At 33.3% G+C, this 23,360-nt stretch carries 15 protein-coding genes; 6 read left to right on the top strand and 9 right to left on the bottom strand.

Annotated features, from left to right (window positions below; translation table 11 throughout):
- Positions 1 to 132: 132 nt before the first annotated feature.
- Positions 133 to 2,580: a bifunctional aspartate kinase/homoserine dehydrogenase I gene (thrA, locus tag ASD98_RS15935; RefSeq protein WP_056206119.1), complete on the bottom strand. Its 2,448-nt coding sequence runs from the start codon at positions 2,578 to 2,580 to the stop codon at positions 133 to 135.
- 560 nt (positions 2,581 to 3,140) lie between these two features.
- On the opposite strand from thrA, the gene hutH reads away from it, so the two are divergent.
- The 4 genes from hutH to ASD98_RS15915 all read left to right on the top strand — a co-directional run bounded on the left by hutH (position 3,141) and on the right by ASD98_RS15915 (position 8,284).
- Positions 3,141 to 4,655, top strand: a complete 1,515-nt coding sequence (gene hutH / locus ASD98_RS15930) for a histidine ammonia-lyase (RefSeq protein WP_056206117.1) — start codon at positions 3,141 to 3,143, stop codon at positions 4,653 to 4,655.
- A gap of 48 nt (positions 4,656 to 4,703) precedes the next feature.
- Positions 4,704 to 5,348 carry a DUF47 domain-containing protein gene (locus tag ASD98_RS15925; RefSeq protein WP_007810732.1) on the top strand — a complete coding sequence of 215 codons (645 nt, stop codon included), beginning with the start codon at positions 4,704 to 4,706 and terminating at the stop codon, positions 5,346 to 5,348.
- A 30-nt stretch (positions 5,349 to 5,378) separates the two neighbouring features.
- Positions 5,379 to 6,722, top strand: coding sequence for an inorganic phosphate transporter (locus ASD98_RS15920; protein WP_056206115.1), 1,344 nt, complete (start codon positions 5,379 to 5,381; stop codon positions 6,720 to 6,722).
- Between the two features lie 152 nt (positions 6,723 to 6,874).
- The gene (locus tag ASD98_RS15915; protein WP_056206113.1) at positions 6,875 to 8,284 is read left to right on the top strand and encodes an SMI1/KNR4 family protein; all 1,410 of its coding nucleotides are present in this window, start codon (positions 6,875 to 6,877) and stop codon (positions 8,282 to 8,284) included.
- A gap of 48 nt (positions 8,285 to 8,332) precedes the next feature.
- Here the strand turns inward: ASD98_RS15915 and ASD98_RS15910 are convergent, their stop codons facing one another.
- From ASD98_RS15910 to ASD98_RS15900, 3 genes are all read right to left on the bottom strand, one after another.
- Complete coding sequence (locus tag ASD98_RS15910; protein WP_056206112.1) at positions 8,333 to 8,854, bottom strand: DUF421 domain-containing protein; 522 nt, start codon at positions 8,852 to 8,854, stop codon at positions 8,333 to 8,335.
- Positions 8,855 to 8,949: 95 nt separating this feature from the next.
- Positions 8,950 to 10,320 carry a 30S ribosomal protein S6--L-glutamate ligase gene (gene rimK / locus ASD98_RS15905; RefSeq protein ID WP_056206110.1) on the bottom strand — a complete coding sequence of 457 codons (1,371 nt, stop codon included), beginning with the start codon at positions 10,318 to 10,320 and terminating at the stop codon, positions 8,950 to 8,952.
- A 140-nt stretch (positions 10,321 to 10,460) separates the two neighbouring features.
- A complete protein-coding gene (locus tag ASD98_RS15900; RefSeq protein ID WP_056206108.1) occupies positions 10,461 to 13,007 on the bottom strand; it encodes an ATP-dependent Clp protease ATP-binding subunit in 2,547 nt (848 codons plus the stop codon).
- A gap of 257 nt (positions 13,008 to 13,264) precedes the next feature.
- Between ASD98_RS15900 and gyrA the strand changes: the two genes are divergently transcribed.
- A complete protein-coding gene (gene gyrA / locus ASD98_RS15895) occupies positions 13,265 to 15,904 on the top strand; it encodes a DNA gyrase subunit A (protein ID WP_056206105.1) in 2,640 nt (879 codons plus the stop codon).
- Positions 15,905 to 15,948: 44 nt separating this feature from the next.
- The gene (locus ASD98_RS15890) at positions 15,949 to 17,220 is read left to right on the top strand and encodes a tetratricopeptide repeat protein (protein ID WP_056206104.1); all 1,272 of its coding nucleotides are present in this window, start codon (positions 15,949 to 15,951) and stop codon (positions 17,218 to 17,220) included.
- Between the two features lie 74 nt (positions 17,221 to 17,294).
- Here the strand turns inward: ASD98_RS15890 and ASD98_RS15885 are convergent, their stop codons facing one another.
- The 5 genes from ASD98_RS15885 to ASD98_RS15865 all read right to left on the bottom strand — a co-directional run bounded on the left by ASD98_RS15885 (position 17,295) and on the right by ASD98_RS15865 (position 23,271).
- Positions 17,295 to 17,714 carry an OsmC family protein gene (locus ASD98_RS15885; protein WP_056206102.1) on the bottom strand — a complete coding sequence of 140 codons (420 nt, stop codon included), beginning with the start codon at positions 17,712 to 17,714 and terminating at the stop codon, positions 17,295 to 17,297.
- 340 nt (positions 17,715 to 18,054) lie between these two features.
- Entirely contained in the window at positions 18,055 to 20,049 is a 1,995-nt protein-coding gene (locus ASD98_RS15880; RefSeq protein WP_056206101.1) for a DUF349 domain-containing protein, read from the bottom strand.
- A 246-nt stretch (positions 20,050 to 20,295) separates the two neighbouring features.
- Complete coding sequence (locus ASD98_RS15875; RefSeq protein ID WP_056206099.1) at positions 20,296 to 21,060, bottom strand: hypothetical protein; 765 nt, start codon at positions 21,058 to 21,060, stop codon at positions 20,296 to 20,298.
- A 64-nt stretch (positions 21,061 to 21,124) separates the two neighbouring features.
- Positions 21,125 to 21,874: a shikimate dehydrogenase gene (locus ASD98_RS15870; RefSeq protein WP_056206098.1), complete on the bottom strand. Its 750-nt coding sequence runs from the start codon at positions 21,872 to 21,874 to the stop codon at positions 21,125 to 21,127.
- A gap of 2 nt (positions 21,875 to 21,876) precedes the next feature.
- The gene (locus tag ASD98_RS15865) at positions 21,877 to 23,271 is read right to left on the bottom strand and encodes a tetratricopeptide repeat protein (protein ID WP_056206095.1); all 1,395 of its coding nucleotides are present in this window, start codon (positions 23,269 to 23,271) and stop codon (positions 21,877 to 21,879) included.
- Between the last annotated feature and the right edge of the window lie 89 nt (positions 23,272 to 23,360).

Raw genomic sequence — 23,360 nt, 5'->3', positions numbered from 1 at the left:
TTTTAAGGTGCTAAGATTCTAAGGCTTCTTTTGCAGCTTTTTATTTTTAGTTCTAAGGTTTTGAGATTCTAAGATGCCAAGATTAGGTTTAAAAAAAACTCAGAACCTTAGCATCTTAGAACCTTAGAACCTTTATATATTCCCTATTCTAATAACGTCGGCAAAAATTCCTGAAGCCGTAACAGCAGCTCCGGCCCCGGCGCCTTTTATCAATAAAGGCTGATCTATGTAACGATCTGTGTAGAAAAGTACGATATTGTCTTTTCCTTCTAAATTATAAAAAGGATGATCTTTTGGGATGAATTGCAGGCCTACGCTTGCTTTTCCGTTTTCGAATTGTGCTACGTATTTCAATCTTGAATCTTTGGCTAAAGCTTCGTTGTAAATACCTTCAAAATGAGAAGCGTGTTTGATTAACGATGCAAAAAAGTCTTCGTTGTTTGTTGTTGCTAAACATTCTGCAGGTAAAAACGATTCGTTTGCAATGGCGTCAATATCCATTTCGTAACCGCTTTCGCGAATCAAAATCAGGATTTTACGAGCCACATCGATTCCGCTTAAGTCGATTTTTGGATCTGGTTCTGTAAATCCCTGAACTCCGGCTTCTTTCACCACATCGTGAAAAGAATTGTTTTTATCGAAATTGTTGAAAATGAAATTCAAACTTCCCGATAAAACCGCCTGGATTTTATGTACTTTATCACCAGAAGCAATAAGGTTTTTTACTGTATCGATAATTGGTAATCCCGCGCCAACATTCGTTTCAAACAAAAACGGAGCGTTGTATTGACGAGATAAACTTTTTAGTTTTTTATAATTGTCGTAAGCAGATGAACACGCAATTTTATTACAAGTTACAACGGCAATACTTTCTTTTAAGAATTTCTCATACATATCAGAAACGCTTGCATTTGCTGTAATATCTACAAAAATGCTGTTGCGTAAATTTAATTCTCTCGCACGAGCGATGAATTCTGTTGGAATTGCTGCTTCGCCTTTGTCTAAAGTCGACTGCCAGTCTTTTAAAGAAATTCCGTCTTCATCAAAAAGCATTTTTCTTGAGTTTGACAACGCAATTACGCGAACGTTAATCTTTAAATTATCTTTTAAGAACTTCTTTTGGCTGTGAATTTGTTCGATGAATTTTTCTCCCACATTCCCAACTCCCATCACAAATAAATTCAGCTGTTTTGTGTTTTCTTCAAAGAAATTTTCGTGTAAAGTATTCAACGCTTTTTTAACGTCTCTTTCGTTAATTACAGTCGAGATATTTCTTTCAGACGCACCTTGCGCAATGGCACGAATGTTTACGTTGTTTTTTCCCAAAGTACTGAACATTCTTCCGCTTAAGCCTTGGTGATTTTTCATGTTTTCACCAACCAAAGCAATAATGCAAAGGTCTTTTTCTACATAACAAGGATCGATTTTGTTTTGTGCAATTTCGATTTCAAAAGCTCTGTTGATCGCAGCTTCGGCATTATCAGCATCCGAATTTAGAATTCCGATGCAAATTGAATGTTCAGAAGAAGCCTGAGTAATGAAAATTACGTTGATTTTTTCCTGAGACAAAACTTCAAACAAACGTCTTGAAGAACCTGCAACTCCAATCATTCCCGGACCTTCAAGTGTAAGAAGCGAAATATGATCAATATGACTGATTCCTTTTACAACAGTATCTTTTGTTAAAACAGTATCAGAAATCAAAGTTCCTTCGGCTTCCGGTTCAAAAGTATTTTTGATTAAAATTGGAATGTTTTTTCTTAAAACGGGCTGAATTGTTGGCGGATACAAAACTTTGGCACCAAAATGCGACAATTCCATCGCTTCCTGATACGAAATGTTTGCAATTGGCTGCGCTTGTTTTACGATTTTTGGGTTAGCAGTAAACATTCCGTTTACGTCTGTCCAAATTTCTAATTGCGATGCGTCAAGTGCTCCGGCAATAATGGCCGCAGTATAATCAGATCCGCCGCGACCTAAAGTCGAAGTGATTCCGTCTAAAGTCTGTGCGATAAAACCTGGAAGAATATTGATTTTTGATTCATTCGAAGCAAAATATTCCTGAATTAATTGGTTGGAGATTTCGAAGTTAACAGCTGCTTTTCCGAAATCAGCATTAGTTTTAATCAATTCGCGACTATCTTTATAAACGGCATTTTTTTCTGTTTGCTGAAACGCCTGCGCGATGATATAGGACGAAAGCAATTCTCCAAAACTTAAAATAGTATCGGCAGTTCTTGGAGATAATTCACCCAAAAGGAAACAACCGTCTAATAAAGTTTCTAAATGATTAATGATTCTTTTTACATGACTTAACAAACTGCTTTGTTCACTAACCGGAATAAGTTCTTTAAGTGTGTCAAGGTGTTTTTTCTCGATTTCTGCAACGATATCTCTAAAGCCTTCATCGTTTGCTGCCGCTTTTGCCGCTGCTAATTGCAATAAATCAGTTACTTTACTAAGTGCAGAAACTACAACTACTAATTTATCCTGCTTCGCTTTTTGATTGACAATTTCGAGAACGAGTTTTATATTTTGAGCATTGGCAACCGAAGTTCCGCCAAATTTTAATACTTTCATTGTGATATTTTTTTTCTTTGAATGCAATAGTTTTTATGTACCCATTACCTTTCTTCTTTTGCGAAAAAAGTATAGATAATCTGGATTATATGTAAAAATGTATACCCCTAAGGGGTAGTAGTTGTTGTAGTAGAAATAATTGTAGCAGCAATTGCAACTCCTGTTTGAGTTGTCATTGTAGATTGATATTTTGTGCTGTTACTTTTCATTTTTGATTTTTCAAAAGTACAGATTTTTATACGAGTTAAAAATTTTGAAGGTCTTTTTACGAATATTTTAATAATTTAAACCCTTAGAATTCAATATTGAGCTTTTGTTAAAATTAAAGATGTTAAGTTAGCGTTTTAATATATTTCTGATAATATGAAACAGAAATACAGATCCTTTCCCGATGAGATTTTTACTAAAAAACGAGTAAAAGACCATGATAATCTACATTTTACTATTATCAAATAAATAAAAGTAAAGAATTCGTCTTATTGAAATTTTAATTATTGTGATAAAATGTTGCTTTTTAATATTGATTTGTTGAATTTTGACATCTTAAATTGAAAAACATCATGAGAGAGATCCATTATATAAGTACTGAAACGATAACGCTGGAAACTTTACAAGAAATTTTAATAAATGATAAAGCACTTGAGTTATCTGAGGAAGCTAAGGTAAATGTTCAAAAATGCCGTGATTATTTAGATAAAAAAATGGCATCACATACTGCACCAATTTACGGAATCAACACAGGTTTTGGCTCGCTTTATAGTGTGAAAATCTCGAATGAAAACTTATCCAAACTTCAGGAAAATTTAGTGAAATCTCACGCTTGCGGAACTGGTGAAGAAGTTCCTGCTGAAATTGTAAAAATGATGCTTTTGCTTAAAATCCAATCTTTAAGCTACGGACATTCTGGAATACAATTGATTACTTTAAGCCGTTTGGTTGATTTTTACAACAATGATATTTTACCTGTAATTTATACACAGGGTTCACTTGGGGCTTCTGGAGATTTAGCTCCTTTGGCGCATTTATCTTTGCCTTTATTAGGAGAAGGAGAAGTTTATTTTGAAGGTAAAAAAATGGCTTCTGCCGAAGTTTTAAAACATTTTAACTGGGAGCCAATTGTTTTACAGTCAAAAGAAGGTTTGGCTTTATTAAACGGAACTCAGTTTATGAGTGCTTATGGAGCTCATATTTTAATTAAAGCTTATAAATATTCTTATTTGGCAGATTTAATCGGAACTATTTCTTTAGAAGGTTTTGATGGAAGAATTGAGCCATTCAATGAATTGATACATTATATACGTCCGCATAAAGGACAAATCGTAACGGCGCAGCGTATTACTGAATTTTTAGATGGAAGCGAAATTATTGCTCAGGAAAAGAAACATGTTCAGGATCCGTATTCTTTCCGTTGTATGCCACAAGTTCATGGTGCTTCAAAAGATGCAATTGATTATGTTCGAAAAGTATTTAAAACCGAAATAAATTCGGTTACAGATAATCCAAATATATTTATAGAAGCGGATCAGATTATTTCGGGAGGAAATTTCCACGGACAGCCTTTAGCTTTGGCTTTAGATTTTATGGCAATTGCTTTGGCAGAATTAGGAAGTATTTCTGAGAGAAGAACATATCAGTTAATTTCTGGTTTACGTAATCTTCCGGCATTTTTGGTTGATAATCCGGGATTAAATTCAGGTTTCATGATTCCACAATATACTGCGGCAAGTATTGCCAGTCAAAACAAACAATTGGCGACTCCGTCTAGTGTTGACAGCATTGTTTCAAGCAATGGGCAAGAGGATCATGTGAGCATGGGAGCAAACGGAGCGACAAAAGCCTTACGTGTTTTAGATAATTTAGGGCGTATTTTGGCGATTGAATTGTTGAATGCATCTCAGGCAATTGCTTATAGAGAGCCTTTAAAATCAAGCGATTTCATCGAAATGTTCTTAAGCAGTTATAGAGAAGTTGTACCGTTGGTTAAGGAAGACAGAATCTTACATTATGATATTGAAAACACAGTTTCGTTTCTGGAGAGTTTCCAAATAGAAAACGATTTGTTAACAATGGCTTAACATTGTAAAATATTATTGAAGTAATTTTGCACTATCAAAAATATAAAAATGTCAATAAACAGTATTTTCCAATTTTTAGTGCCGAAAGACAAAAAATTCTTTCCACTTTTTGAAGAAGCTTCAAGCAATTTAATTGAATTAGCTTCTAACTTACACGAAGCGGTAAACCTTCCATTAAAAGAAAGAGAAGTTCTTTTTCAAAAAATTGACGAATTAGAACAAAAAGGGGAGGACATTACACGTCAAACCAATTTGGAATTAAGCAGAAACTTTATCACTCCATTTGACAGAGAGGATATTCATACATTAATTACTTCTATCGACAACGTTGCTGATTACCTTCATGGTGCAGCAAGCCGTATGAGATTGTATCAGGTTGATAAGATTACAAAATCTATCAGAAAGATGACAGAAATTAATCTTGAGGCTTGTCAAAATATCGACAGTGCTGTAAAAGAATTAAGAAATTTAAAGAATTTTAAAGTCATTAAAGATGCTTGTGCCAGAATTAATAAACTGGAAAACAAATCTGATAACGTTTATAATAAAGCAGTTTTTGAAATTTTTGAAAACGAAACAGACGCTAAAAATATTATTAAATATAAAGAAGTGTTATCTGTTTTAGAATCAGCAACAGACAAATGTAAGAGTGTTGCTAATATACTAGAATCTATTTCTGTAAAACATTCTTAATTCAATCTTTCATTCTGAAGTTATAATTTTATGACGCTACTTTTATTAATTATAGTATTAGCTTTAATTTTTGATTACATCAATGGTTTTCATGATGCGGCAAATGCTATAGCGACTGTTGTTGCCACAAAGGTTTTAACGCCTTTTCAGGCCGTTCTTTGGGCAGCATTTTTTAACTTTTTAGCTTATTGGGTTTTCGGATTTGGTGTTGCAGATACTGTTGCAAAAACAGCGCACACAATGGAAATTAATCTTGTTGTAATTCTTGCAGGGGTTATTGCGGCAATTTGCTGGAATTTGTTGACTTGGTGGTTAGGAATTCCGTCAAGTTCTTCTCATACATTAATTGGAGGTTTTGCCGGAGCAGCGGTTGCGCATGCTATTGCAGTTCATGGTTTTTCTGGTTATGTTGGAGAGGATGGAACGACACACTATTGGTATCAAATTGTAAGCTGGTATAAGGCCGGAAAAGATGGCGGAATGCCTTCGGGGGTTCTTATCATTATTGCGTTTATTGTTTTAGCGCCTTTATTAGGAGCCTTAGCATCGTATTTAATTTCTATTTGGTTATTAAATGCTTCTCGTAAAAGTATTTGGCCTAAAGTATTTACTGTAGCTTTAATGCTTGGAACTATTTGGTTTGTATATGCTCAAATGGTTTCTTATGAAGAAATTTTAGAGCATGGAAAACCTCGTTTCGATTCTCATTTTTGGAGTATAGCTTTTGATCCTCATAATATTAAATGGTTTTTAGTAGCCTTTATTATTTTAACTGTAAGTGCATTTTGTTTGATATTTAGCAGTTTAAATCTTCATCAGGCTGATGCTGCTTTGAAAAAAATGCAGTTATTATCTTCTGCGGCTTTCAGTTTAGGTCATGGAGGGAATGATTCTCAAAAAGTAATGGGTATCATCGCTGCTGCGGTAGCGGTATATATCAATACAAACCCTGGGGTTCACATGGCTTCTTGGTTAGATGTTGTTCTGCCAAATGATGATTTGGGAGTAAAAGGAGTAATGCCGGGATGGATTCCGTTAGCTTGTTATTCTGCAATTGCAGCGGGAACATTAAGTGGTGGATGGAAAATTGTAAAAACAATGGGTTCTAAAATCACAAAAGTAAGTTCATTTGAAGGAGTTGCTGCTGAAACTGCCGGAGCTTTAACGCTTTATTTTACAGAGCATTTAAAAATTCCGGTAAGTACAACGCATACTATTACAGGATCTATTATTGGTGTTGGATTAACAAAACGTGTTTCTGCAGTTCGCTGGGGAGTTACGGTAAGTTTAGTTTGGGCTTGGATTCTAACTATTCCAATTTCAGCAATATTAGCAGGTTTGGTTTATTTTATACTAAGTGTATTTATTAAATAAAATGATTGATGTGGAAATGTGAGATGTAAATGCATTTTGTCAACATAATAAAAAAAAGCCGATTTCAAATTTGAAATCGGCTTTTTTTTGTTTTGAATTTCCTTTGCAAGAATAAGAAAGTGATATATTTGAAGCTAATTTAGTAGGTATTTATGACAGATCAAAAAACTTTAAATCAAATAGAAAGAATAAAGGTAAAACTGATTTTAGCAAAAGAAATAGATAAAGATTTTGAAGTATTTGCTGCAGATAGTCATGAGTATGCGATAGGAGAGACGATTAGCAACGAAGAAATTTTAAAATTTGAAAACAGTTACGCTATTTCTCTTCCGGAATCTTATAAAGCGTTTTTACAGTATATTGGCAACAGTGGAATATCTTATGAAAAATCTGCTGCAGGGCCTGGGTATGGAATATTTCCTTTTTGGAAAAATACTGCAGAATTTGTTTATAGTAATCCTGAAAATTTTTTAAAACAAGATTGCAAAATTCATCCTGAAATGAGTGATGATTTTTGGAAGGAACTAAATAAGAAAATTGATGGAGATATTTCTGATGAGAATTTTGAAGACGAATTAGGTAAAATTTTCGCAGGGATTTTGCCTATTGGAACAGAAGGTTGTACTTACTATTATGGTTTTATTTTAAATGGGGAATTTAAGGGGAGGGTTGTTAATATTGATGTCGATCGACGTAAACCATACTTTGCTTTTGAATCTGATTTTTTAGAATGGTATGAACGCTGGCTTGATGAAATTACAGCAGAAAATGCAAATGATGATAATGATCTATTTAATCATACATTGGGTGGCGTTGTAACTCATATTTTAGAGGTGTACAAATCTGCGGATGATGAGGAAATTAAATTAGAATGTTTGTTTGCAATTTTAAAAAAGAAAAAGATAGCTTCGCAAACATTAGATATTTTAGAAAAAGAGTATAAATCAAGTAAAGATAAAATCCAGAAAAAGCTGCTTCAAATACTTACAAAATTTGATTATAGTAGGGCGTATCCCTATTTAATGGCTTTTGCTAAAGAGGATATTCTGTCTGTGTTTCAATTTGTATTTTGGTATGCAAAAGATAGAAGTACCGACTGGCTTGAATTTATACAAGAAAATATTGAAAGAATAAATGATGAAGAAACATTTCAATTCTGTACTTATCTGCTAAAAGAAATGAAGTTGGATTATGGAGTTTTGATTGTTCCATTTGCATTAAATGAAAATAAAGAAATAAGAAGACAGCTTTATTATTCGCTTGGACAATTAGAAAATAAAAGAGATTATCTTGATACGTTTATATTAGGGTTAAAAGATAAATCTAATTGGGTTGTGCATGCTGCATTACAGGCTTTAAATGGAATTAAAGAAGAAAAACTTTTGCAATATTATAAAATGATTGCGGAGCGATATCCAAAAGAAGAGGATTACATCTTATCAAATTTAAACCGCAATCTTGAAGTTTTCGGATTGTCTTCTACACAAATAAAAACTATCGATATAAATAAATTGAAAACGACTGTATTAAGTAGAAGAAAATGGTTCCAATTTTGGAAATAAGCAAAAAAGCCGATTTCAATTTGAAATCGGCTTTTTTTTTGTTTTTCTTTAATTAAAATTTTGAAGACTTTTATGATTGTGTTTTCGTTTATAATGCGTTTGTTTTAGTTTTTCCTGATCTTCAGAAATTATACTGATTGTACCGTCAATTTCCAGCATTGCTAATTTTACATTCTTAAAGAATTCGATTCCGTGCTCTCTCATGGCTTCTTTTAGTTCTTCATCTGAAATATCTAATTTGCTTAAAGCTTTAAAATCGAGTTTTCCATCGTGAATTAAGACTTCGGGTTTATCTAATAACAGATCACCGAAAATTTTATATTTATGGGTCAATTTTTTAATAATAAAATTGATTACAAATAAAACTAATGCAGCAACTAAACCTCCAACAAGACTTGTATCTGGTCCTACCATTGCATTTTGAACGGAGTTACTAATCAATAAGATTAAAATTATGTCAGCAGTATTTAATTGCGAAAGTTCTTTTTTACCAAAAATTCTAAGAGCAATTGTCATAAAAAAATAGACAGCAACACTTCTTAAAATAATATCTAAATAAGGGAAAAGCATGTTTTTTATTTTTAAAGTTAAAAAAAAGCTTTGACAAAGTTTTAAACTTTGACAAAGCTGCTAAATTATTTATTCAGTATTAAGTTTAAATGAACTTAACTAAGCTTAAAATTCTTTTCAATTGCTTTTATCATTTCTCCGGCAACATCTTTATTTGTTGCTCCTTCAATTCCTTCAAGTCCAGGAGAAGAGTTCACTTCAAGTAATAAAGGGCCTTTTGAAGAACGAATAATATCAACACCGGCAACTTTCAAATCCATTGCTTTTGCGGCCTTAATAGCAATCTTTTTTTCTTCGGAAGTTACTTTTATTACAGATGCTGTTCCGCCAAGGTGAATATTAGCTCTAAATTCGCCAGGCATAGCTTCACGCTGAATAGCGGCAACCACTTTTCCGTCAATTACAAAACAACGGATATCTTTTCCATTTGCTTCTTTAATAAATTCCTGAACTAATATATTGGCATTTAAACTTTTAAAAGCATTGATAACACTTTCTGCAGCTTTTTTGGTTTCGGCTAAAACAACCCCTTTTCCTTGCGTTCCTTCTAATAACTTGACAATTAAAGGAGAACCTCCAACCATCTTAATTAAATTGTCTGTATCCAGCGGAGAATTGGCAAAGCCAGTTGTTGGAATATCAATGCCGCTGTTTAAAAGCAATTGAAGTGAGTATAGTTTATCTCTTGATTGTGTTATAGCTGTAGCCGAGTTTAAAACGAAAACTTTTAATGCTTCAAACTGACGCGTTAACGCACATCCGTAAAAAGTAATGCTTGGTCGAATTCGGGGAATAATGGCGTCAAACTGATTTAAGATTTTCCCGCCTCTGTAATGAATCTCGGGAGTTTTGGCATCGAGTTTCATGTAACATTCTTTGATGTTCAAAAAATGCATTTCATGGCCTCGCATTTCGCCGGCTTCCATGATTCTTTTATTACTGTATAATTCCGGATTACTGGCTAAAAGACCAATTCGTAAACCAGAACTTGCTTTTTCTGAGTTTTGGTATAATTCTTTTAAAGCTTCACTTGTAGGCTGTCCAAGTAAGTATTTTTCTTCAGGATCAACCAATACACGCCCGCTCATGGCTTCACGTCCTAAAAGCATACGAAAACCCATTGAATCACGATTGGTTAAAGTCATTTCGATTGGCCATTTTGCATCGCCAATTTTTAAATGTGTCTGAATAACATAACGATGTTCTCTGTAACCGCTCGAACTTTTTACAATTCGTTTATCAACCAGTGGAGCTTCACAATGAATAATGGTTTTAATGTTATTCTGAATTGGATTAATATCAAACTTAACCCAATTAGCATCATTTTTTATAAAAGGAGCTATGTTGATAGCGTGCATTGCCGAAGTTTTGGCACCAGAATCGACACGAGCCTTAATTGTCGGGATCCCAAGTTCTGGAAATGAGCACCATTCTTCGCTGCCTAAAATGACTTTGTTTTGAAGCATACTTTATTTTTTTGTTATAAAATTTAAATTCAAAAATAGCTATTTGCTTTTACTAAAGATAGTAAATTATCCAAAAAAAATACCCGTTAAGTTATGAAAACGTAACGGGTAGATTATTTTTGTTATAAATTTTGACTAATTTATTGATTTGTCGGCTCTTCGGCTTTGTGAATTTCTACCGAAAGTTCTTGTGAATCATCTTTTAAATCCATCATGATTTCATCGCCCGAATGTATTTTCGAAGTAATGATTTCTTCGGCTAACAAATCTTCAACATATTTCTGAATTGCTCTTTTTAGAGGTCTTGCACCAAATTGTCTGTCAAAGCCTTTTTCTGCAATAAATGCTTTTGCTTTGTCTGTTAAGCTTAATTTGTAACCTAACTCAGCAATGCGAGAATAAAGTTTTTTCAATTCGATTTCGATAATCAAATCAATATCAGCTTTTTCTAAACTGTTGAATACAATTACGTCGTCAATTCTGTTTAAGAACTCAGGAGCAAAAGTTTTTTTCAATGCATTTTCGATAATGCTTTTTGAGTTTTCATCGGCCTGAGCCACTTTAGCAGCAGTTCCAAATCCTACACCTTGTCCGAAGTCTTTTAACTGACGCGCTCCAACGTTAGATGTCATGATAATAATAGTGTTTTTAAAGTCAATTTTGCGACCTAAACTATCTGTTAAGTATCCGTCATCTAAAACTTGCAGCATCATATTAAATACATCTGGATGCGCTTTTTCGATCTCATCTAAAAGTACAACGCAATATGGTTTTCTACGAACTTTTTCAGTCAATTGACCACCTTCTTCGTAACCTACGTATCCCGGAGGCGCTCCAACTAAACGAGAAATAGCAAATTTTTCCATGTATTCGCTCATATCGATACGAACTAATGCATCTTCAGAATCGAATAATTCTTTTGCTAAAACTTTTGCTAATTGTGTTTTACCAACTCCAGTCTGACCTAAGAAAATGAATGAACCAATTGGTTTATTCGGATCTTTAAGTCCGGCTCTGTTACGTTGAATAGAACGGGCAATTTTAAGAACGGCTTCATTTTGACCAATTACTTTATTCTGAATCAATTCAGGTAATTTTGCCAGTTTATTGCTTTCCGTCTGTGCAATCCTGTTAACAGGAATTCCGGTCATCATTGAAACAACATCGGCTACATTATCTTCTGTAACTTCAATTCGGTTGTTTTTAGAATCTTCTTCCCATTGTTCTTGTGCTACAGCTAGATCTTTTTCGATGCGTTTTTCATCGTCGCGAAGTTTGGCAGCTTCTTCATATTTTTGTTTTTTAACTACCATGTTTTTCATTTCGCGAACTTCTTCTAACTGACGCTCTAAATCCAAAATTTGTTTCGGAACATCAATATTAGTAATGTGAACGCGAGATCCGGCCTCATCCATAGCGTCAATAGCTTTGTCTGGTAAGAAACGCTCAGACATATATCTGTTTGTTAATTTAACACAAGCTTCAATTGCTTCCTGTGTATAAGTAACGTTGTGGTGGTCTTCATACTTGTCTTTTACGTTGTTTAAAATTGCGATTGTTTCCTCAACAGAAGTTGGTTCAACAATTACTTTTTGAAAACGTCTTTCTAAAGCACCATCTTTTTCAATATATTGTCTGTATTCGTCAAGAGTTGTAGCACCAATACATTGGATTTCTCCTCTTGCTAATGCAGGTTTGAACATGTTTGAAGCATCAAGTGAACCTGTTGCTCCTCCAGCTCCTACAATAGTATGGATTTCATCAATAAAAAGAATAATGTCATCGTTTTTTTCAAGCTCGTTCATTACGGCTTTCATTCTTTCTTCAAACTGGCCTCTGTATTTTGTTCCGGCAACTAAACTTGCCAAATCCAATGTTACAACACGTTTGTGAAAAAGAATACGTGACACTTTCTTCTGGATAATGCGTAGGGCAAGTCCTTCTGCAATAGCAGATTTACCAACTCCAGGCTCTCCAATAAGAAGCGGGTTGTTCTTTTTTCTTCGGCTTAAAATTTGAGAAACACGTTCAATTTCTTTTTCGCGTCCTACTACAGGATCTAGTTTTCCTTCTTCTGCCATTTCTGTTAAATCTCTCCCAAAATTATCTAAAACCGGCGTTTTAGATTTTTTGTTTGACTTATTGGCTGGATTATTGAAACTACTTTCCTTTAGACTGTCATCTTGTCCTGAATCGTCATTGTACGATTCGTTTCTTGGCAAGTTTTCTAAGAATTCTTCTTCGTTTGGCGTCATGTTTAAATATTGTTCTTTAGCTATGTCATAATCTATTTTTAGCTTATTCAACAGCTTGGTTGTTGGATCGTTTTCGTTTCGTAAGATACATAAAAGCAAGTGAGCTGTGCTAATCGACGAACTTTGAAATACTTTAGCTTCAAGAAAAGTGGTCTTCAGCGCCCTTTCGGCCTGTCGGGTCAGATGAAGGTTTTTCTTTTCGGCATTTACTTCAACGCTCTGGTTGGCTGGACTCAGTATTTCTACCTTCCTGCGTAAATGATCTAAATCGACTGCTAGGTTATTAAGTATATGAATAGCTTTTCCGTTACCATCTCTTAAAATGCCCAGCATTAGATGCTCAGTACCAATAAAGTCGTGTCCTAAACGAAGGGCTTCTTCCTTACTGTATGTAATAACATCTTTTACTCTTGGTGAAAAATTATCATCCATAATATATAATTGGTATTGTAAATTTAATGAATTACAGTTTGAAAAACAAAAACCATACCCATCGAGAACTACTGTCAGCTAATTGACAAAAAAAATAACAATAAAAGCGTTAAAAAACGCTTAATTTATTAACTAAAAACTAAAATAAAGTTGTTAATAAATCATTTAAATAAGTGTAAGGAAATAGCTGAAAAAATTTTAAAAAAACGTATCTTGGCACGCTTTGAAACTAAATAATTATTTAAACATAACAACTTATGTCTGAAGGAGAAAAGTTAATTCCTATTAACATTGAAGATGAAATGAAATCAGCTTACATCGATTATTCGATGTCAGTAATTGTATCGAGAGCGCTTCCTGATGTTAGAGATGGCTTGAAACCAGTACATCGAAGAGTTCTTTACGGAATGTATGATTTAGGTGTAACTTCAAGATCTGCCCACAAAAAATCTGCGAGAATCGTAGGAGAGGTTCTGGGTAAGTATCACCCACACGGAGATACTTCAGTTTATGATGCAATGGTGCGTATGGCTCAGGAGTGGAGTATGCGTTATTTATTAGTTGATGGTCAGGGTAACTTTGGTTCTGTTGATGGTGACAGTCCGGCAGCAATGCGTTATACTGAGGCGAGAATGCGCAAGATATCTGAAGATATTATGGCAGACATCGAAAAAGAAACAGTTGATTTTCAATTAAACTTTGACGATACTTTATATGAGCCAAAAGTAATGCCTACGAGAGTTCCTACCTTATTAGTTAATGGAGCAACTGGTATTGCAGTAGGTATGGCAACTAATATGCCGCCGCACAATTTAACAGAAGTTATCAACGGAACATTAGCGTATCTTGATAATAACGATATCGAAGTTGACGAATTAATGACACACATTAAAGCTCCGGATTTTCCAACCGGTGGGGTAATATATGGTTATGAAGGCGTTCGCGAAGCTTTTAAAACGGGTAGAGGACGTATTGTTATGCGTGCTAAAGTTGGTTTTGAAGAAGTTGACGGAAGAGAATGTATTATTGTTACCGAGATTCCATATCAGGTTAACAAAGCCGAAATGATCAAACGTACGGCTGATTTGGTTAACGATAAAAAAATTGAAGGTATTGCCAATATTCGTGACGAGTCTGATAGAAACGGTATGCGTATCGTTTATATCTTAAAACGTGATGCTACGCCAAATGTAGTTTTGAATACCTTATATAAATTCACATCATTACAATCCTCTTTTAGTGTAAACAATATTGCACTTGTAAAAGGACGTCCTCAAATGTTGAATCTAAAAGATATGATTCACTACTTTATTGAGCACCGTCATGATGTTGTAGTTCGTAGAACACAATTTGAATTACGTAAAGCTGAAGAAAGAGCGCATATCTTAGAAGGATTAATTATTGCTTCTGATAATATTGATGAAGTTATTGCTATCATCAGAGGCTCTAAAAATACAGAAGAAGCTCGTGAGAAATTAATCGAAAGATTCAAATTATCAGATATTCAGGCTCGTGCCATTGTTGAGATGCGTCTGCGTCAGTTAACAGGTCTGGAGCAGGATAAACTAAGAGCTGAGTTTGACGAATTGATGAAATTAATAGAGCACTTAAAAGCTTTATTAGCAGATGTTAATTTAAGAACTGCTTTAATAAAAGAAGAACTGGAAGAAATTCGTGAAAAATACGGAGATGCCCGCCGTTCTCAAATTGAATATTCTGGAGGAGATGTGAGTATCGAAGATTTAATTGCTGATGAAAATGTGGTTATTACAATTTCGCACGCAGGTTATATCAAACGTACAAACTTAACAGAATATAAAACTCAAAATAGAGGAGGAGTTGGACAAAAAAGCGCCGGAACAAGAGATCAGGATTTCCTTGAACATATGTTCGTTGCGACCAACCACCAATATATGATGTTCTTTACGCAAAAAGGAAAATGTTTCTGGATGCGTGTTTACGAAATTCCGGAAGGAAGTAAAACGGCTAAAGGTAGAGCAATTCAAAACTTGGTAAACATTGAAAGTGACGATAAAGTAAAAGCTTTCATTTGTACACAAGATTTAAAAGACAAAGATTATATCAATACACATAATCTTGTAATGGTTACGAAACAAGGACAGGTTAAGAAAACTTCATTGGAGAAATATTCTAAACCTCGTGTAAATGGAGTTGCTGCTATTACAATTAAAGAAGGTGATGAATTACTTGAAGCTAAATTAACTGACGGAGAAAGCCAAATTATTCTGGCAGTTAAGTCTGGTAAATTAGTTCGTTTTGAAGAAACCAAAACACGTCCGATGGGAAGAACAGCTTCTGGAGTTCGTGGAATTTCTTTAAAAGATGATACTGATGAAGTAATTGGTATGGTTACTGTTGGTAAAAATGATGTTGCAGATTCTCAGATATTAGTTGTGACTGAAAATGGATACGGAAAACGTACCAAATTAGTGGATGACGATGGAGAAGATGTATACAGAATTACAAACCGTGGAGGAAAAGGAGTTAAAACTCTTAATATCACGGAGAAAACAGGGAAATTAATTTCGATTAATGCCGTAACAGATTCTGATGATTTAATGATCATCAACAAATCTGGATTGACAATTAGAATGGCAATTGAGGATTTACGTGTTATGGGACGTGCTACTCAAGGAGTTAGATTGATTAACCTAAAAGGAAAAGATTCTATCGCTGCTGTTACAAAAGTTATGAAAGACGATGTAGAAGAAGTTGTTGTAGATGAAGATGGTAACGTTATAGAATCTGTTATTGAAAGAGTTAAGCCGGATTTAGAAGTTCTTGAAGATGACGGAACTGCTGAAGATGACGACGATGACGCTGATGATGTAGTGGAAGATGAAGACGACTCTGAAGAGGAAGAATCTGAAGAATAAAAATAAAACCACAAGAAAATTAATAAATATACAAATTGAACATTATGAAAAGTAAATATGTTATACTAGCGTCAGCATTACTGATTTCTGTAGCTACATTTGCTCAAAAAGATCAGATTAAAAATGCTGAAAAAGCATTAAAAAGCGGTGATGCACAAGGAGCACTTACTCAACTAAAAGATGCAGAGAATTTAATCGTGAATGCAAAAGATACTGAGCAGGCTCAATATTATTTTGTACAAGGAAATGCTTACTTAGACCTTGCAACTAAAAAAGTTGAAGAAAGTAAAAACCTAACTGCAGCTGCTGATAGTTACAAAAAATTAATTGATGTTGAAAATGCATCTGGAAAACAGAAATATTCAACTCAGGCAGCAGCTTCAATTACAAATATCAAAGGTTTGTTAATTAACTCAGCGATCGCAGATACTCAGGCAAATAAACATGCTGACGGTGCTAAAAAACTATATGATGCTTATCAGTTAGATAAAAAAGATACTATTAATCTTTACTATGCAGCATCTACAGCAGTAAATGCTCAGGATTTTGATACGGCACTTCCAATGTACGAAGAGTTAAAAAAATTAAACTTTTCTGGAAAAGGGACTTTATATTTAGCTACAAACAAAGCGAATAATAATGAAGATAACTTTGCTAATGCAAAAGAAAGAGATTTAGCTGTAAAATTAGGAACTCACGAAAAACCTAAAACAGAAGCTATTCCTTCAAAAAGAGGAGAAATCTACAAAAACTTAGCATTGATATTAGTTCAAAAAGGAAAAATTGAAGATGCTAAGAAAGCAATTGCAGATGCTAGAAAAACAAATCCGGATGATAGCTCTTTAATTCTTACAGAAGCTAACTTATACCTTGAAACAAAAGATTACGATCAGTACAAAAAATTAGTTGGAGAAGCATTACAAAAAGATCCAAACAATGCTGATTTAGTATTTAACTTAGGAGTATTAAGTGCAAATTCAAAAAATGCTGCTGATGCTGAGAAATACTATTTAAAAGCTATTGAAATTAATCCAAACTACACTAATGCATATCTTAACCTTGCTGCATTAAAATTAGATGCTGAAAAACCAATTATTGACGAAATGAATAAATTGGGTACTTCTGCAAAAGATATGAAACGTTACGATATTTTAAAAGCACAGAGAGAAGGTGTTTTTAAAGGTGTAATTCCTTACCTTAAAAAAGCAAATGAATTAGATCCTAAAAACGAAGATGTTGCTAAAACATTATTAGGAGTTTATAAAGCATTAGAAATGACTGCTGAAGCAAAAGCTTTAAAAGCGACAATGAACTAATATTAGTCATTTCATTATATAATAAAAAAGCCATCAGTTTTGAACTGATGGCTTTTTTATGCTTAAAAAAAATATTAACTTACTAATGATGCTGATAAAGTTATAGTTGTATTTAAAAGTTTTGAAATCGGGCAGATTTCTTTTGCTTTTGCAGCCGTTTTTTCAAATTCTTCTGCGGATATAGATGGTACTTTTCCTTTTAAATCTAAATGAATTAAAGTTATAGAACCATCCTCAAAAGTTACGGTAGCTTCTGTAGATAAATCATCTGCGGTAAAACCACCTTCGTTAAGTAAAAAACTTAACTGCATTGTAAAACAGCCAGAATGGGCCGCTGCGACTAATTCTTCAGGGTTTGTTCCAACTCCATCTGCAAATCTTGTTTTAAAAGACAATTGTGCGTTATCTAATGTTGTACTTTGTGTACTTATAGTTCCTTTTCCTTCCATGCCGGTTCCTTTCCAGTTGGCATTTGCTTTTCTTGTAAATTTCATGTTCTTCTTATTTAAAAATTAGTATTAAATGTTATTTGTTTGATTGTTAATTATAGTGGTAACTCAAATATAATCAATATTTTGCAGAATAGTTTTACGAAATTTAATGAGAATGTTAAGTTTTGGGTTCGTTATGATGATTTTACCGCAAAGCACGCAAAGGTTTATGTAAAGTTCGCAAAGTTTTTAAGTAAAGCTTTGCGAACTTTACGCTTTTATAAATCCTCTATAAATAAAATCTTTGCGTGCTTTGCGGTAAAAAAATAAGTACAAAAAAAAGATGCAATGAATTTCATTACACCTTTTGTATTAAATGGTTTTGACTTCGCTCAACCTGAGATTATTCCGGCTGATTTAAGTTTCTTAATTGTTTCAATTTGTCTTTCCATACATCAAGGCTTTCTTTGTGAATTGCAATGTTTTTGCGCACTTCCGTAACTATTGAATTCTCTTTTTTAGCATTTTTAGTATTGGCAAAGAACTGGATGTTATTTTCTAATTGGAAAATTTCATTCTGAACTTCTTCAATTTTACGCATAATGAAAATCTTTTCATTGTCTAACTTTCTTGTGTCGTTACTGTCTGATAACGAATCGATTCTATTAGAAAAACGCATCATTTCAGATTCTTTTTTGCTTAAACTTAGTTTTTCAAAAAGGGCATCTAAAATTTTATTGAATTTACCTTCAATATGACGTCTTGAAAAAGGCACTTTTCCGTAACTTTTCCAAATTTCAATATGCTGTTTTATAGCGTCAAGGTCTGTTTTGTGATCTCCTGTTAGCTGATAAGCTCTCAAAATATCCAGATACGCTTTTTTATTATCAAATGCAGCAACCTCATCAGCATTTTCTTCTGATTTGTGTTCTTTTAATTTATCAAAATAATGATTGCATGCATCTTTAAATTCTTTCCAAATCTTATCTGAGTATTTTTTAGGAACATGACCAATCTGTTTCCATTCTTCCTGAATTTGCTTCATGATTGGAGTAGTAGCACCAAAATCGGTACTTTCCTGTAATTCTTTGGCTTTGGCTACAAGAGCCATTTTTTTATTTAAATTATCGTTTTGATCTTTCTTGATGTCTTTGTAAAACGAATTTTTAAAGGCATTGAAATTTCTAACAGCTGTTTTAAACGAAGCCCAGGTTTCTTCATTTATTTCAGAAGGAACTTTTCCGGCAGCAAAAAACTCATTTCTTAAAGCCTCTACTTTTTGAATCTGAACAAGCCATTGCGAGTGCGAGTTTACTTTTTCAGTTCCTAAAACTTCAATTTTAGAAATAATTTCTTTTTTAGCTTCAAGATTTTGATGTTCATTTGCTCTTTGGCTTTCGAATAAAACTTCTCTTTTATCGTGAATTTTTTTAGTCAGTTCACTAAATTTATTCCAGATAGTATCACGGTGTTCTTTAGAAACGGGGCCGATATCTTCTTTCCAAAGGCGGTGTAAATCCTGTAATTCACGAAATGCTTTACTTATATCGCTTTCATTTACAAGCTCTTCAACTCTTGCTATAATTTTTTGCTTTTGCTCAAGATTATGTTTAAAATCTAAATCGCGTGCTTCACGATCTAAATGCAGATAATCATAAAAATTTTCTACATGAAAATGGTAGTTGTTCCAAACGTGATTGTATTTGTCTTTTGGAATTGCTCCGGCATTTTTCCATCTTTCTCTTAAATCATTAAAATGCTTAAGAGTGTCTTTTATATTTGCCTGCGGATTTATAAGTTCTTTTAATTCCTCAACTATTGCAAGTCGGTTTTCTAAATTAGATTTTAGATTAGTCTGCAAATGTTTAAAGTGAGCATTTCTTTTCTCTCTAAAAATATTATAATATTCATCAAACTTAGATTTTAGAGGAGAATGATATTCAAATTCTTCATTTGGATCTTCTTTTGAAGCATTAAATTCTTCTCTTTTCTCTTCTAAAAGATGGTTATATTGTAGTAAAAATGATTTTTTAATTTCCTCAATGTGATCTTTTACAGACATTGTTTTATCTGTATTAACCAATTTTTTAAGTTCGTCTACCAGTGCATCCAAAGAAAAAGTCTCATAATCCTTCATAGGAATGTCATGACGCTCTTTTAGCGTTTCATCTTCACTTTCTTCGGCGTTTGAATTTGTTATTGCATCTAATGCACTTTGATGATCAGTTTCTTCAATTTCAACCGTTTCTTCAACTTCATTTTCAGGACTTGAAACAGTACTTTCAGTTACCGTTTCAGTTTCTGCAGTTTCTACTGTATCATCAGGTGTAGAATCGCTAATATCGATTCCTAACTTTCCGTCTGCTTCTTGCAGGTTATCATTCTTTTCTTCTAACATTTTAAATGTATAAGGTTTTTACTTTAAACAGAGCGAAAGATAGTAAAGGTGTTCCTAACTACAAAATAAATCGTTTGTTTATGCTGTATTTTACGATGAAATTCTTATTCTTTATACTCTTTTACGCCTCTGATATGTTAATTTTTATAAATTACTTAAAGGAAATAAAAATTTCGATTTCTTATTATTTTTGAAAAAATGAAATTAAACTAATGATTTTAAATAGAAATTTTTGTCGATTTCTGATTAAAATAATATCAGCATTCCAACTTCAAGCCCCCAATTATAAGACTTATGATTTCCAAAAGCAACACTTGGATGTATGTATGCCATATCATTTGCTGTTATTTTACGTCCAAATTCTACAAAAGCATTATTTGGGAAACCTTTATTTGTAGCATTATATCTAAAAGCAGCGTCGGCAGCAACCCAGTTTTTCCCAAAAATATACATAAAGTAATTTTCAAAAGATGTTGTATTGATGTCGCTTCTGTTACTTGATCCGGCAAAACTAACTTGATTTTCCAGCGAACTTATCCATAAAAATTTATTCATGACCAAATATTTTCCATAGAAAACTGCAGGAGCAAAGACCCATTTTCCTGATCCCAAAGCAGGATCAACGGCTGAATTTGATATGATTCGAGCGCGAAAAGCGACTCCTCCGTTTTTATGTTCTAAATAGGGTATATAGCTGATTCCAATACCAATATCTCCAATTCCGGTTTTATTTATAGAAGAGGTATTAGTAGAAATTAATGGCAGATCAACTCTTAAATTCCAAGCCTTATTAGCAATGGGATGTAAAAATCTAAGCTGTGTTGTATTAAAGGAGCCAGAATCAGTATCTAAATATTCATTAAAAAGTAAAATAGTTTTTAGGTAATAATGATATCGGGCTTCTGTATATGGATTCTTCGAAGTCTCATTTGCATTTTGAGAATCCTGCTGCGCTGTGGAAGCAAGTGAAATAAAAAATAAAATACAGATGTAAAGTATTGATTTTTTCATAACTATCTACAAATGAGTAGACTAATTTACGAAATTTACTTTTATTTCCTACATTCTAAGGTTTTTATTTGTTCCAGATTTTCCAGGCTTTCTCTGCCTGAAAAATAAGCATATCATATCCGTTTTTAATTACTGCACCTCTTTCTTTAGCATTTTTAAGAAATTGAGTTTCTGCAGGATTGTAAATCAAATCGTATGCGATATGTTTTTCTGTAAAAAACTCATAAGGAAGATCAGGGCAAGCCTCTATGTTAGGACTTGTTCCAACTGGTGTACAATTGATTATGATTTGGTAATTATCAAAAGTAGTGGCATTAATCAAGTTGTAATCAATGATGTTTTCTTTTGCTTCTCTTGAAACAAAAGTGTAAAGGATGCCAAGTTCATCTAGAGCAAAAGCCACACCTTTTGAAGCGCCGCCGGTACCAAGAATCAATGCCTTTTTATGATGTGGTTCTAATAAAGGTTTTAATGATTTTTTAAAGCCGTAATAATCGGTGTTGTAGCCTTTTAATTTACCATTTTTGGTAAACTTAATAGTATTTACAGCACCAATTAAAGCTGCTTTTTTTGATAGTTTATCTAAAAAAGGAATTACCTGTTCTTTATAAGGAATCGTAACGTTTAAACCTTTCAAATCCGGATTGTTTTTCAATAATCCTGTAAAATGGTTAATTTCAGCAATGTCGAAGTTTTCGTAGCTGTTGCCTGCGAAAATTTCGTCGTTAAATTTTTCTGTAAAATAACCTTTTGAAAATGAGTAACTAATATTACGGCCCAATAAGCCAAAACGCCTTTTTAAAATATCAATCATTATTATTTTCTGTGTTTTTCGATATAATTTCTAACTGTTTTCTTTGTCCAGACTACCGGAAATAAATCTTCGATAAGAATATAATTATCAAAGTTTAAACGAAGTCCATTGCTTAAGTGGAATTTTGCCTTCGTATTGTCCTGAATCATAAAGTATAATCCAGCCAGACGATATTCGATTTCGTTTTCTTCCGGAAAATATTCTGATGCCTGAAGCAAGGTTTGAATTGCACTTTCAAATTCTCCTAGAAATTGAAGAATATCAACCCAATATAACCAGGTATCAAGAGCATAATCTCCAAATTCTACCGCTTTTCTGTATCCAAATTCAGCTTCTTCAAAAAAGTTCATTTGTTTGTTTATCGTTGCGTAACGTTTCCAGTACAAACGATTTTGATTGTCAATTGCTAACGCTTTATTGACAAAAAACAATGCTTTTTGAAAATTCTTCTGACGAACATGAAAATCTGTAATCGCTATCCAGCCTTTATCTAAAAGAGGATCTTCGTGCACAGTTTGGTTGTAATATTGAAGTGCTTTTACAGCATTTCCTAATTTTTCATAACATTTACCAATACGTAATAAAGCATACGATGTTGCGTCGTCTAATTCAATTGTACGATTATAGCTTTCAATCGCTTCATTGTACTTTTTAAGACGTTCGTAAGCTTTTGCTTTTTCCATAAATGCACCTAAAAACTCATCGTCAATTAGGGTTGCATAATCAAAAGCACGAATTGCATTTTCGTATTCTTTTACACCATAATGCAGTCTTCCAAGCTGGTGCCATGCAATTTCGCTGTATGGATTTTTGTTAATGTAGTCGTTCAAATACACAATAGCTTCCTGATTTTGATCTAAAAATTCAAAACAGTAAACCACGTTATATAAGGCAGATTGATCTTCTAAATCTTCTTCAAGACATTTAATGAAGCTTTCTTTTGCCAGTTCAAGATTATCCATAAAAAGATATTCCATTCCAATCAAGTTGTACACATCGGCATAATCATCAGTATATTGCAGGGCAATTTTAAGTAATTCTACCGCTTTTTCGTGTTGATCTCTTTTAGAACAAATATTTGCTTTTTGGATATAGATTTCCTCATTGTTTGGTTCGATTGCATACAACTCGTTTAAAAGCTTCTCAGCGATTTCCAGTTTGTCTTCGTAAACCAGCATTTCTACTTGTACTAATTTTAAGCCTGTAGATTTTGGATGTTGGTCTAATGCAAGTTTTAAGGCCTTTTTTGCTAAATTAGCCTTGCCTATATCTAAATAATGAAGAATAATTTCTTCAAATTCTTCAGAATCAAAAAAGAGTACTTTGTTAGTTTTTAACATCGACTCAAATTTTGATAAGGATAGGTTATAATCTTCTTCTTCGTTGCTTAATTGCATACTTTGTTTTATTTGAAATTAGCCTGTTATAAATTTAGGCAACCATATAATTGATGTGGGGAAGGAAAATTAATTGTTTTGAACAATTT

Origin of the sequence: Flavobacterium sp. Root186 (genome assembly GCF_001428525.1) — a bacterium.
Taxonomy (GTDB): domain Bacteria; phylum Bacteroidota; class Bacteroidia; order Flavobacteriales; family Flavobacteriaceae; genus Flavobacterium.
The sequence above is the reverse complement of the archived record's forward strand: the minus strand, read 5'-3'. Positions and strand labels throughout refer to the sequence as shown.

Coding starts and splice junctions, on each gene's coding strand:
- thrA (WP_056206119.1), bottom strand. CDS start 2,580: ATGAAAGTATTAAAATTTGGCGGAACTTCGGTTGCCAATGCTCAAAAT.
- hutH (WP_056206117.1), top strand. CDS start 3,141: ATGAGAGAGATCCATTATATAAGTACTGAAACGATAACGCTGGAAACT.
- ASD98_RS15925 (WP_007810732.1), top strand. CDS start 4,704: ATGTCAATAAACAGTATTTTCCAATTTTTAGTGCCGAAAGACAAAAAA.
- ASD98_RS15920 (WP_056206115.1), top strand. CDS start 5,379: ATGACGCTACTTTTATTAATTATAGTATTAGCTTTAATTTTTGATTAC.
- ASD98_RS15915 (WP_056206113.1), top strand. CDS start 6,875: ATGACAGATCAAAAAACTTTAAATCAAATAGAAAGAATAAAGGTAAAA.
- ASD98_RS15910 (WP_056206112.1), bottom strand. CDS start 8,854: ATGCTTTTCCCTTATTTAGATATTATTTTAAGAAGTGTTGCTGTCTAT.
- rimK (WP_056206110.1), bottom strand. CDS start 10,320: ATGCTTCAAAACAAAGTCATTTTAGGCAGCGAAGAATGGTGCTCATTT.
- ASD98_RS15900 (WP_056206108.1), bottom strand. CDS start 13,007: ATGGATGATAATTTTTCACCAAGAGTAAAAGATGTTATTACATACAGT.
- gyrA (WP_056206105.1), top strand. CDS start 13,265: ATGTCTGAAGGAGAAAAGTTAATTCCTATTAACATTGAAGATGAAATG.
- ASD98_RS15890 (WP_056206104.1), top strand. CDS start 15,949: ATGAAAAGTAAATATGTTATACTAGCGTCAGCATTACTGATTTCTGTA.
- ASD98_RS15885 (WP_056206102.1), bottom strand. CDS start 17,714: ATGAAATTTACAAGAAAAGCAAATGCCAACTGGAAAGGAACCGGCATG.
- ASD98_RS15880 (WP_056206101.1), bottom strand. CDS start 20,049: ATGTTAGAAGAAAAGAATGATAACCTGCAAGAAGCAGACGGAAAGTTA.
- ASD98_RS15875 (WP_056206099.1), bottom strand. CDS start 21,060: ATGAAAAAATCAATACTTTACATCTGTATTTTATTTTTTATTTCACTT.
- ASD98_RS15870 (WP_056206098.1), bottom strand. CDS start 21,874: ATGATTGATATTTTAAAAAGGCGTTTTGGCTTATTGGGCCGTAATATT.
- ASD98_RS15865 (WP_056206095.1), bottom strand. CDS start 23,271: ATGCAATTAAGCAACGAAGAAGAAGATTATAACCTATCCTTATCAAAA.